10 protein-coding genes are annotated in these 11,516 nt (G+C 44.8%); 3 read left to right on the forward strand and 7 right to left on the reverse strand.

From position 1 onward, the window contains the following. Positions 1-8: 8 nt before the first annotated feature. From AC1DF0_RS03525 to AC1DF0_RS03550, 6 genes are all read right to left on the reverse strand, one after another. Positions 9-1,265 (reverse strand): glycosyltransferase family 4 protein, encoded by a 1,257-nt coding sequence (locus AC1DF0_RS03525; RefSeq protein WP_477573084.1) that lies wholly within the window; start codon positions 1,263-1,265, stop codon positions 9-11. Between the two features lie 12 nt (positions 1,266-1,277). Then, positions 1,278-1,943 carry a sugar transferase gene (locus AC1DF0_RS03530; protein WP_477573085.1) on the reverse strand — a complete coding sequence of 222 codons (666 nt, stop codon included), beginning with the start codon at positions 1,941-1,943 and terminating at the stop codon, positions 1,278-1,280. Continuing rightward, positions 1,943-2,845, reverse strand: coding sequence for a UTP--glucose-1-phosphate uridylyltransferase GalU (gene galU / locus AC1DF0_RS03535; protein ID WP_442052539.1), 903 nt, complete (start codon positions 2,843-2,845; stop codon positions 1,943-1,945). The genes AC1DF0_RS03530 and galU overlap by 1 nt, the downstream gene beginning before the upstream one ends. Before the next feature lie 265 nt (positions 2,846-3,110). Then, a complete protein-coding gene (locus AC1DF0_RS03540; protein WP_477573086.1) occupies positions 3,111-3,791 on the reverse strand; it encodes a CpsD/CapB family tyrosine-protein kinase in 681 nt (226 codons plus the stop codon). Further along, positions 3,772-4,527: a YveK family protein gene (locus AC1DF0_RS03545; protein ID WP_477573087.1), complete on the reverse strand. Its 756-nt coding sequence runs from the start codon at positions 4,525-4,527 to the stop codon at positions 3,772-3,774. Before AC1DF0_RS03545 ends, AC1DF0_RS03540 begins: the two co-directional genes overlap by 20 nt. Before the next feature lie 153 nt (positions 4,528-4,680). Continuing rightward, entirely contained in the window at positions 4,681-4,965 is a 285-nt protein-coding gene (locus AC1DF0_RS03550; protein ID WP_442051308.1) for a hypothetical protein, read from the reverse strand. A gap of 787 nt (positions 4,966-5,752) precedes the next feature. On the opposite strand from AC1DF0_RS03550, the gene AC1DF0_RS03555 reads away from it, so the two are divergent. Genes AC1DF0_RS03555 through AC1DF0_RS03565 form a run of 3 tightly spaced genes read left to right on the forward strand, consistent with a single transcriptional unit; the run spans position 5,753 to position 9,823 of the window. Beyond that, positions 5,753-7,522: a sensor histidine kinase gene (locus tag AC1DF0_RS03555; protein ID WP_477573088.1), complete on the forward strand. Its 1,770-nt coding sequence runs from the start codon at positions 5,753-5,755 to the stop codon at positions 7,520-7,522. Further along, complete coding sequence (locus AC1DF0_RS03560) at positions 7,497-8,258, forward strand: response regulator transcription factor (protein ID WP_477573089.1); 762 nt, start codon at positions 7,497-7,499, stop codon at positions 8,256-8,258. The genes AC1DF0_RS03555 and AC1DF0_RS03560 overlap by 26 nt, the downstream gene beginning before the upstream one ends. A gap of 29 nt (positions 8,259-8,287) precedes the next feature. Continuing rightward, positions 8,288-9,823, forward strand: a complete 1,536-nt coding sequence (locus AC1DF0_RS03565; RefSeq protein WP_477573090.1) for an ABC transporter substrate-binding protein — start codon at positions 8,288-8,290, stop codon at positions 9,821-9,823. Positions 9,824-9,878: 55 nt separating this feature from the next. Here AC1DF0_RS03565 and AC1DF0_RS03570 read toward each other — a convergent pair whose 3' ends face one another. Continuing rightward, positions 9,879-11,513 carry a response regulator transcription factor gene (locus AC1DF0_RS03570; RefSeq protein WP_477573091.1) on the reverse strand — a complete coding sequence of 545 codons (1,635 nt, stop codon included), beginning with the start codon at positions 11,511-11,513 and terminating at the stop codon, positions 9,879-9,881. Positions 11,514-11,516 lie beyond the last annotated feature (3 nt).

An 11,516-nucleotide genomic window follows, 5' to 3' on the forward strand; every position in this document is an offset into this window, starting at 1 on the left:
CAATTGCCCTACGATAGAATCAATTCCAGATTTTTACGGGTCACGGAGCTGCTGAAATGATGGGTCACGTAACGGATCGAATTGCGCGATACTTTTTCGTTTATCTCATTGTTGTCCAATAACAGGAGTACATTTTGTACCATCGCCTCCTCCGTTTCGCAGACGAACAGGTCCTCATGATTGATTGCATTGATCCCTTCACTGCCGATCAGATTGGTTACGACCGGTACTCCCCAAGACATAGCCTCGACGATCTTCGTTTTAATTCCAGTGCCAAAAAGCAGCGGAGCGATCATTAAAGCGGCATCGCTTACGACCCGCTTAACGTTATCCACTTCGCCGGTTACGATAATGTCAGGATAGGTCTCCTGCAGCTTAAGCACTTCGGCAGTCGGGCTTTTGCCGATGATATAGAACTTTGCATTCGGTGCCTTCCGCTTGATGCCGGGCCATATCTTCTCGCAGAAATAAACGACCGCGGAGCTATTGTGAGGAATGTCCATTTTCCCTACAAAGACGATCTTGTTCCTGTCATACGACCTTGGATTTCCCGTCGTTTTCTTATCCGGGTCGAATCTCATCGGGATGCCGAAACAAGAGTCATGGCTCACCATTTGCCGGAAGCTCTCCGCTTCCTTGGGTGAAGTAAAGATAAGGTGTTCGAAATTTCGGGCTGCGCTTTTCTCGTACTTGTGCAGCAGCTTGCTTTCGAAAGCGACAAGCCATTTTTGAATGAACTTCAAATTTGCAAACCGCTTGATGCCGGATGGGAGCTTGTCCGAAAAACCGCCGAATACGGACGGAATGTACTGAAACCATTGCAACTGGCGTTCATAACGCAATGACAGCAGATCATCGTAGCTGAGCACCTTTTGCGAGGTTCCGTCCGAACGGTATTCCGCTACGCGCACCATATCGTAAAAGATGAATTCCGGCTGCTCTTCCTCGATCTTTTCTTTAATGAGCCTATGCGTTCTCCGGGAGTAATAAACGGATACTTGCAGCGGCCACCTTTGCATGAGCAAGGAATAGACCAGCACATTGAACAGCTTCTCTGCCATACCAGGCAATTCTAGACTCACCAGGCGAGAAATCGCATCCGGCCGATCCTTTAGGTACTTCTTGTCATCAATAAATGACAAGTTCACGATCTGACATTCAGGATAAATATCTTTGATTTGCTCAATGTATTGCTGAAGCAGGTTTTTTCTGCCGTCCGTATTCGGAAAAGGCAGCCTGTTCGTAATAAACATCATCTTTTTCATTCATTTTCCGCCTTAAAAAGCATCTTTTGCCCCAAGAAGCACTTTGAATGTCTTGAATATGATTTTCAAGTCAAACCCAATGCTTCGATCTTGGATGTACTTCAAGTCCAGCTCAACCATTTCTTTAAAACTTAATTCATTACGGCCGCTTACCTGCCAAAGTCCTGTACAACCAGGCTTAACGGTTAAACGAAGCTTGTCGTAATCCGTATACTCCTTGACTTCCCTTACGAGAGGAGGTCTTGGACCGACTAATGACATTTCTCCCCGGAGCACATTAATCAGCTGCGGGAGCTCATCAATGCTTGTTTTCCGTATGAACTTCCCGATCTTCGTAATTCGCGGATCGTTCTTCATCTTGAACATAGCGCCTTCAATTTCATTTTGAGCGAGCAGCTCTTTCAGCTTCTCTTCCGCATTGCTGACCATGGAGCGGAATTTATACATCCGGAACGGCTTCTCGTTCTTCCCGATCCTTGTTTGATAGAACAATACGGAGCCTTTCGAATCTTCCAATTTAATCAGAATGCCAATGACAACAAACAGCGGACTTAACAGAATTAATCCAGCCAGCGAGCCGATTATGTCTATGGCGCGTTTGATCACCGAATTCATGGTATTCCTAAATTCATTAGGAGTGTTTAATACCACTTCATCGCGATACTGCGGGGGCATCATTATTCACCCCCTATTCCTATTAATTGTTTCCCAAGCTCTCGCTCCAACAACTCCCCAAGCTCGCTTAAGAGCTGCTGCCGAAGTTCGTTATTCCGGAGCGCAAAATCGACCGATGTCATAATAAAACCGAGTCTTTCGCCCACATCATAGCGCTTGCCTTGGAAGTCGTATGCGTAAACGCCTTTATCCATATTCAGCTTTTGAATGGCATCGGTGAGCTGAATTTCTCCGCCTGCGCCAATTTCCTGCAGCCCTAAATAATCGAATATATCCGGGGTCAGAACATAACGGCCCATAATAGCCAGGTTGGATGGAGCTTGTCCTTTCGGCGGCTTCTCTACAAAACGGTTCACTTGATAAAGTCGGCCCATCGTCTCGCCTGGATCGACAATCCCGTATCGGTCTGTCTGATCCGCATGAACCGTTTGAACGCCGATGACCGAACGTCCGGTTTGCTCATACTGCTCGATCAGTTGCCTGGTGCAAGGAACGTCGGCCTCTACGATATCATCGCCAAGCAGAACGGCGAACGGTTCGTCTCCGATAAAATTGCGGGCGCACCAAACGGCGTGGCCAAGCCCTCTCGCTTCTTTTTGCCTTATATAGTGAAGATTCACATTGGAGGATTTTCTGACTTTTTCTAAAATGTCGAGTTTCCCTTTGCTCTCCAACGTATATTCCAGCTCAAACGCGATATCAAAGTGGTCTTCGATCGCACGTTTACCTTTACCGGTCACGACGATAATGTCTTCTACTCCTGATTCAATGGCTTCTTCTACGATGTACTGAATGGTGGGTTTATCAACGATTGGAAGCATTTCTTTCGGCATTGCTTTCGTCGCAGGCAAAAACCGGGTACCGAGCCCCGCAGCAGGAATAATGGCTTTTCTCACTTTTTTCAATTGACTTCACCCTATCCTATTTATATTTTTTGTTCGCATTGCAGCGAGACGCTAAAAATGCGAGCTATGCTTTCGTTATCGCTGAGAGCATAGCTCGAATTTTTAGATAGGGCATTTAACCCTTCCTCACGTCACGCCCTTGACGATAAACGTCTAAGGTCATTTGACCCACAGCATGACCGAGTGCCTCCGGTAATAGAGGTGCAGGAGACATTACCTTCCCATTTGGCCTATCAACTTGGTGTAATGACGCTAAGCGTCGCTGCTAGCTTCGTATGTAGTAGGAATAGGATTCCGATTGTTTTCGGTTAATGTTATTGAGAACAACGCCGATAAGATTGGCTTGCACATGCTCGAGAGAGGCCTTCGCTTTGAGCGCAACTTCTTTTTTCACTTTTCCCGAATCGATGACAAGAACAACGCCATCGCTTTGGGTCGCAACGATTTGTGTGTCCGTTACGGACATGATCGACGGTGTATCGATGATGATTACGTCATACGTTTGCCTCAATTTCCCAAGCAGCACCCCCATAGACTCCGACGACAGCACCTCTGATGGATTAGGAGGAGCCGGGCCTGCGGCAATGACCGACAGATTGTCCGTACTCGTTTGCTGGATGACATCCTTCGGCTCTAACCGTTGCAATAAGGCGGACGTCAAGCCTTTATGGTTGGATATTGCAAAAATGTGATGCTGCGTCGGCTTCCGCAAATCCGTATCGATCACCAGCACCCGTTTGTTTGCTTGAGCGAAAGAAACCGCCATATTGGCGCATGTTATGCTTTTCCCTTCGCCCGGCCTTGATGAGGTGACCATAATAATCTGAAGTTTATGGTCGATCGTCGAAAACTCGATGTTTGTCCGCAGCATCCGATACCTTTCGGAGATCGGCGACTTTGGATTTCTATCCGCGATAAGGTTCCATTTACGTATCAATCGAGACATTGCTTCCCCTCCCTGCTCTTGGTGTTAGATTGGCTTTGCTGCCCCGATCAATCGCATCGCTCTCTTTAAACTTTGGAATCGATGTCAGTACCGGAACCCCAAGCAGCATCTCGACGTCTTCTTCGTTCTTGATCGTTTCGTCCAAGTAATCCAGAAGGAAGGAAATGCCTACGCTCGCCATCAAAGCCAGAATGAACGCGACGGCAATATTCATAATCGGATTCGGGGCCACAGGGCCGCGCATCTCATTCGGATCCGCCTGATCCAAGACGAATACATTATCAACCTTCATCAGCTCAGGAACCGATTTTTGAAAAACGGTCGCAACGGCATTCGCCGTATTCGCCGCCTTCTCATAGGAGTCATCCCGGACGGTTATGGTCATGATCTGCGTTTCAATAGCGGAGCTGACACTTACCTTGCTTCTAAGCTCCGTGTATGTACGAGCAAGATCCGGGTGCTCTTCGATGACTTTTTTCATCATGCGAGGCGAAGTAACGATTACTTTATAGGTTTTGATGAGTCCGATCGTGGAGCTAATGGAGCCTACGTCTATGCTTGGAAGCAGCGTACTGCTGTCCTTGTAGTCGTTGACGATTAGTGTAGCGGAAGCTTCATACTGCGGTTCGATGAAGTTGAAGGAGTAAAAGCCGATGGTTATACAACTTACTGAAATAATTAAAGCAATCAATAGCAGTCTTCTTTTGATGATGTTCCAATATCGTTTTAATTCCAAATCTTTTCCTCCGTTACTTGTTCAGTCTATGGGCTTGCAAGTAATGATTCATAACGAGAATATAATGGATTGATTATTCAAAACGAGAACTTTTCGCCGTGAGGAATTGTTGATGCATCCCGCGTCATCAATTCTCGGTTCTTATATGGCCTTTTATCTCCCCATCTTCATAAAATCATCCACTGTACCGCCGTTTATGACATGCTGCATCATATCCTCTGAGCCTGCTTCAATTTCATTTTTCTTTAACAGAAGCGATACGAGCTCCGCCATGTCGATCAGCTCGTCCTTCGGATTATAGCCGGTTAATACAAGCAGTTCGGCCAATGATCCCCCATATCTCGTCATATTCTGATTGGCTATCGAAGGATCATCGGATAATCTTTTCAAAAACTGCTTTAGCCGTAACCGTTTTTGCTCCTGATTCAAATCGTCCATTTCAATGAAATCCTCCATTTCCAAGCTTACTCGTTCTTATTCGTAAGTTCAGATTGCTACAGATCGACATATTACACAACAATAATTAGGAGGTTCTAATATTAGTAATATCTAATTTTTGGTTTGTTTCGTAAAGTCTTTGAAACTAGTATGGCACAGATTATATAAATTCTTGAGGGAATAAAGACATGTTGTGCTTTAGACATTCCTTCTCATTTTGATATTAATTCTCATAAGGACTTACTCCTATTTTATCCAATTTTCCGATCTTATTCCTTTGCATTTCATTGAAAAAAAATAGAAAATTATCGAATGAAAGCGCTTTATGATTTTCATGGTCATTCCGATTAAAGACTCATTTCAGTATAGTTTTAAACTGACCGAATCCCTTGTGGAATAAAGATTGTAATCTACTTCCATTTGTATTCAACCGCCCTTTTTCCATGAAAAAAGGCCATGATTTCAACGCTGACCCAGGACTTACGTCCAGTGTCCTATAAAAACCTGACATGGAAATGCATTCGACAATATTTGCAAACGATATTTTTAGATTGTTATAAAAAATGAAAGCGATTTTTTGTCTAAAAAAAAGAATAAAAGGAGCTGTTTCACTCCAAATGAGTATGCTCGATCTCTTAAAACATCGATATTTGATAAAAGATGACATTTATTAAATCACATTTTCGATTGACTCTTATTTCTTGCTACCTATGAAGCTTTGCCTAATCATGATAAAGTAGTGTGGTAAATACCTGCTTATGATGAGCTGCTGCAATCGAGGTGTCCGATGAGCTCTTTTCTGCAAATTAAAATTTATCGTTATAAGTTTATTGCCTACGTCGTCTTCGTCGTGACCATCGGTCTCGCGCTTGGCACGCTGACCTGTGCCATGCTCCTGAACCAATGGATTGGCGATGCCCGTCTAGAGGCTGCTAATGCTTTCGCGGGCGTAGAGAACGAGCTTCAGTATGATGCCGACCGGATTGAGGCCTATATGCAGCGCATCTACTCCAATCATAGTTTGATGGATGATGCTCGCAGCTTTCTAAGCGGCAGTGCCGAAGGATACTTAACCGATAGTTTGCAAAACAGCCAATTCTCTAAGCCGCTCGTATCTTTTCCGGAGGATATTAAAACCTACCTGTACAGCTGGGCGCAAGGCGGAATAACGCAGGTTAGTCTGCATACCGGCCAATACGGCAATGTCGTACACTTTAACGATAACGGAATTGCAAGCTTCCTATTCGGTCTTCCTAATACAGACGAAGCATTCCACGATACGATTCTCAAGGGATTCGTATATCGCAAGAAACTATCAGATCTGGCAATGGGCTCGGGCTCTAAGGAATTAGGGGAGCTCCGCTTCTTGGTCAGCAGTGATCAAATCTTTGAATCTATCCAAAATTATCGCTTGGGCAAGGCCGCTGCAATCAGCGCTTCCGGCGAGATCTATCTAATCGGTAACGAACAGGATCAAGTCTTGAAGGAAATAGCCCTTCAAGCGGCGGCGAACGGGCGCAGTCACGGTTATATTTCGAATGGATTTTTTGAGCATAGCTTCTATATTACGTTTCCGTCCACGAAGTTCAATTTCAAATTCGTAAGCATCGTTGATTTATCCATGCTCATTCGACAGCATGCCAACATGCTGATCACCATCTTTCTGATCGTGTTAACGACTATGATTAGCGTTCTGCTGCTCATCGTGTACAACCTGCGGGATGATTCCCGCTTCCTTCACCGTATCATTCAATCGATTGGACGCGTGAAAACAGCCAACTTCACCCCTAATCGCCCTGCCCGTTATCGCCGTAATGAATACGGCATGATCGCTAGGGAATTAGACGATATGATTCAACAGCTGGATAAGCATATCCGCAATGAATATTTGCTAAAACTCAAACAACAAGAGACTGAAATGAAAGCGCTTCAAAATCAAATCAACCCTCATTTTCTCTATAATACGTTAGAGGTTATCCGCTCCACTGCCCTTGTTAATCAGGACCGGGACACCGCTGATGCCATTGCTACGCTGGGGGCGCTCTATCGCGAAATCGTCAAAAAAGAAAATATTATTACGATTGCAGGCGAGCTGGAATTGCTGCAGAAGTACTTGGAGATTATGGAATTCAAGTATCCGGAACGTTTCTTTTACCAACTTAATGTAGACCCGGCAATACTCTCGATCCCCACCGTGAAATTTTGGATGCAGCCTTTGGCGGAAAACTTCTTCATCCATGGCTTTAACCCCGGCAGCGAGTTTAACTTGTATGTCGTGAATGGCTGGGAAGCCGAACAGCATTATGTAATGGAATTCGTGGATAATGGGCGCGGTATCCATGCCGACCGTTTGCAAGCGGTACGAAGCACGCTGTCGAGCCATGACGATCCTTCTTCCGGAAGTATCGGTTTGCGCAACGTATACACAAGGCTTCACTTCTTTTACGGAAAAAGCTTTTCTATAGAAATTGAGAATAACGAGGAAGCTGGCGTTAAGATTTCTGTACGAATTTCAAAAGAGGTGATTGAACATGTACAAACTGTTGATTATCGATGACGAGCCTCAAATTTTGGAGGGAATGAAACGAATTCTGGACTGGAAGCAATACGGTTTCAGTCGGATCGATACGTGCGAATCTACGGACGCGGCCATGTCCATGGTTGTAGATCTGCAGCCTGATGTCGCCATATTTGATGTGTGCATTGGCAAAAATCTCGGCTATGAAGCGATCTACAGACTCAATGAGCTCCACATCCCTACCAAATATGTGATCATGAGCGGTTACAGTGAATTCAAGTATGCCCAAGAAGCCATTCGTTGCGGCGTCAAAGACTATTTGCTTAAGCCTGTTGACCGTACAAAGCTGCAGCAAGTGATCGAGAAAATCATAGTTGAAGATCTGGGTGGTACGATCGGCAATACAAGCTGCGAGAGTATGAACAAGGATCCTGTACTTGGCGTAAGCTATGACTGCTTATCCAAGCTGGCCAACCGCATTCTGCTCATAATCAAGACGGAGTATGCTCAGAATATTACCTTGAAATCAGTCGCAGAGCGCTTCCAGATGAACAGCACTTATCTTGGACAACTATTTCTCAAGGAATCCGGAATGAAATTTTCGGAATACCTCATGGCTTACCGCATGTTCCTGGCGCAAGAACGAATTCAAACGTCGGACGAGAAGATTTCTTCGATCGCGCTTTCCGTCGGCTATAACAATCTTAATTATTTCTATACCCATTTCCATACCTATTTCGGAAAATCCCCCTCCGATCTGAGGGGAAAAGGGTAGCAACGAGCTTTGCGGAAAGGAGGATATCGATGCTAAAGTCCCCTAGACTCGGATATTTCTTCATGGCAATCAGTATTATACTGCTGCTCACAGCGTATACGACCGGCTGCTCCCGGCAGCCTGGCAGAAATAACGACGATGTGTACGAAGGCGATACTGTCAATTTGATTTATTATACGATCGGAGAGCCAGACAAGGATCTGAAGCTCGTCAACGATAAAATCAATGAAATACTGGCTCGCAAAATCGGCGTGACGATCACCTATATCAAGATTGGCTGGCAGGAGTACGAGGATCGGCTGAACACGCTTATATCCGCCGGCACTCCCTTCGACATTGCTTTTGCCCCCAACTATGCAGCTACCACTACGCGCGGCGCTTGGCTGAGACTTGATGACTATCTGACTAGTCTCGGCAAGGATATGTACGATGCCATTGATCCAACCTTCTGGCAGGGGGTGCAAATGAATGACGGAGCCATCTATGGCGTACCGACCAATAAAGAACTGGCCGTGCGCGATCATTGGATGTACCCTGCTTCCATTGTCAGCAAGTACAATATCGACATTTCCAATTATAATACGCTGGAATCGCTAGAACCTTTGCTTCGGATGATACAGCAAAATGAGCCTGCCTATGTACCCATGGAGCTAGATCGAGATTCACACAATTTCTTCGCACTCTATGGCTACGAATATATCGTGAACCATAAGGTTCCCTTAATGGTGAAATCACTGGACCCTGACGCCAAGGTCGTGAATATTTTCGAAACCAAGGAAGCACGGCAAGTATTAGACACCCTGCGGCGTTATTATAAGGAAGGCTTCATTAACAAAGACGCGGCGCTCCGTGAGCCAGGCGGACTTAAACGCGGGGATAAAGTGTTCTGGAAGTCCTCCGGCGGCGGGCCGCTCTCGGAGACGGCTTGGAGTAAGGATCGCGGCTACAAGGTTGTATCGAATCCGGTAACCCCTAGCGTGGTGACTACGGAATCGGTCCGTGGCGGAATCATGGCTGTCAATGCCAACACCAAGCATCCCATTGAAAGCATGAAGTTTCTGAATCTGCTCAATACCGACCCGGAAATTCGAAACCTATTCAATTATGGTATCGAAGGGGTGCACTATACGCTGAATGACCAAGGACAAGCGACCCCCATTCCAGGCAAAGACAGCCACGGCAACCCGATTCCGGATGGGCCGGCGAGCTATGCAGGCGTCCAATATACACAGGGCAATTGGTTTATTCTGAGAACCATGGGCGGCGATACCCCTGAACCCCTCGATAAATGGGAGCTGTTCCGCGAATATAATGCGGAGTCGATCAAGTCCGCCGTTCTCGGCTTTACTCCCGATTTATCCAAGCTGACCGCTCAAATCGATAACATTGAGATGGTTTGGAGGAAATATTATGCAAGCCTCATGACCGGTACCGTCGATGTTGACTCGATCCTCCCCAAGTTTAACGAGGAGCTGGGGCAAGCAGGCATTGAGGAGGTAGTTAAGGAAGTTCAGAAGCAGCTGGATGCTTGGCGGAATGAGGCGGGTGCTGTAACGGGTCGTTAACATCAAATGGGCTGTCTGGGACAGCCCATTCATCCGATCGTTTTCACTTGATCTCTTACGACGATTGATATTTTTGTTTCTTTTGCTGGCTTGATTGCGTGACATGACTTTTATAATCGGTAGGCGAGACTCCGAACTGTTTTTTGAACATTCTACTAAAATAAAATTGGTCGCTAATTCCTACTAGCGCAGATATCTCCTTGATGTAAGTATGGCCTTTCATAATTAATTCTGCTGCTTTGTTCATCCGTACATTGTTTATATATTGAATGAGGCTCAATCCCATTTGATCCCTAAATACGCGGCATAAATAGTTTTCGCTGAAATTAACGTGGTCGGCAATCATTTCCAACGTGATCTTATCCCGATAATGTAACCCAATATAGGTTATGACATCGGCTATTTCTTTCCTGGTCACAGTCGAATCAAGAGAACTTGGAACATCCGTCCAGAAGCTCAAATCTTCTAAAGCTTCCATAGCAATAGCTAATAAGGCATCCGAACTTTTACAATCCCAAACCTTGTTTTTGTTCCCCTCATATTCCTCCGCATTCGTCACTGTTATTTTATTGTCGCATAACGGTATATAATCCAAGCATTTATTGATAAATGTTTGGAGCGCCAAAGGGTGAATCCTATTCTGATGGGCTTGTTCTGTAAAGGTTTCTAGCATCAACATAATTGAAGCGGTATCATCCTTATATAAATAGTGCAAAATGGATTTGGAGAAATCCACATAGTTAACAAAATCCATGTCATGTTTGAGGTTTATATCATGATGAAAAATAACGGAATGTGCCTCGTAAAAATTAATATGGATCGCATCTTTGCAAGCTTGATACATTTGTCTAGCCTCTAGGTAACCTGATATTTCCGACGAATATACAATAACAGGCTCCAGCGTCATGTACATTTGTATGAGTGTTTGTATGCGGTGCACAAAGGTCAACGGCTCAAATTGACATTGAAGCAGCCGTTCCTTAGCAATCAGAACAATAATTGCATTTGCCTCTACTTGAAAGACCTCTACATCCTGTTCGGATTCCATTAAATCAAGAATCATGTTCTCAATAAATGACATCGAAATATTAAATTTCTGCCCTTCTTTGGCTGTAGACCTATCTAAATGGATATAAAATTGGTAGCAAGTTGTGCTTGATAAATGTAATTGAACCGCGTTGTTTTGTAAAAGGGGCTCCATGTCATGATAACTGTTTGTAAAATACTCTTTTAACATCGTGTTTTTTACGCTTTTCAAATTGCTGCGCAACTCTTGCTCTCTCGTTACTTGCTCTTGCAAAGTAAGCTGTTGTTCTTGAAGGAGCTTTGCCGTCTTCTGAAGCTGCTCAATCAACGCTTCCGTCTTGATGCTGATTTTCAACATATAATCGACCGCGCCAAGAAGCAAGGCTTCGCGCACAAGCTCATATTCGCCGAAATTACTGGCTACAATGATTTTCCCCTTATAGCCGAGCTCATTCAGTTCTCTTATGAGCTGAAGCCCATTCATATTCGGCATTTTCAAATCCGTAATAATGATATCCGGATTTAGTTCTTTCACTAAAACCAATGCTTCATTTCCGTCTGAGGCTGTACCGCAGATAGGAAAACCAAGGCTATCCCAATCAATCATCGTACGCAGAGCAATTTTTACAATAGGCTCATCATCTACAAGCAATACATTGAACATATA

It is taken from the genome of Paenibacillus sp. 05T425, assembly GCF_056396205.1.

What these genes read in the sequence shown, in the direction of transcription:
- AC1DF0_RS03540 (WP_477573086.1), bottom strand. Translation starts at nt 3,791, where the DNA reads ATGTCTCGATTGATACGTAAATGGAACCTTATCGCGGATAGAAATCCA.
- AC1DF0_RS03530 (WP_477573085.1), bottom strand. Translation starts at nt 1,943, where the DNA reads ATGATGCCCCCGCAGTATCGCGATGAAGTGGTATTAAACACTCCTAAT.
- AC1DF0_RS03570 (WP_477573091.1), bottom strand. Translation starts at nt 11,513, where the DNA reads ATGTTCAATGTATTGCTTGTAGATGATGAGCCTATTGTAAAAATTGCT.
- AC1DF0_RS03565 (WP_477573090.1), top strand. Translation starts at nt 8,288, where the DNA reads ATGCTAAAGTCCCCTAGACTCGGATATTTCTTCATGGCAATCAGTATT.
- AC1DF0_RS03560 (WP_477573089.1), top strand. Translation starts at nt 7,497, where the DNA reads ATGTACAAACTGTTGATTATCGATGACGAGCCTCAAATTTTGGAGGGA.
- AC1DF0_RS03550 (WP_442051308.1), bottom strand. Translation starts at nt 4,965, where the DNA reads ATGGACGATTTGAATCAGGAGCAAAAACGGTTACGGCTAAAGCAGTTT.
- AC1DF0_RS03525 (WP_477573084.1), bottom strand. Translation starts at nt 1,265, where the DNA reads ATGAAAAAGATGATGTTTATTACGAACAGGCTGCCTTTTCCGAATACG.
- AC1DF0_RS03555 (WP_477573088.1), top strand. Translation starts at nt 5,753, where the DNA reads ATGAGCTCTTTTCTGCAAATTAAAATTTATCGTTATAAGTTTATTGCC.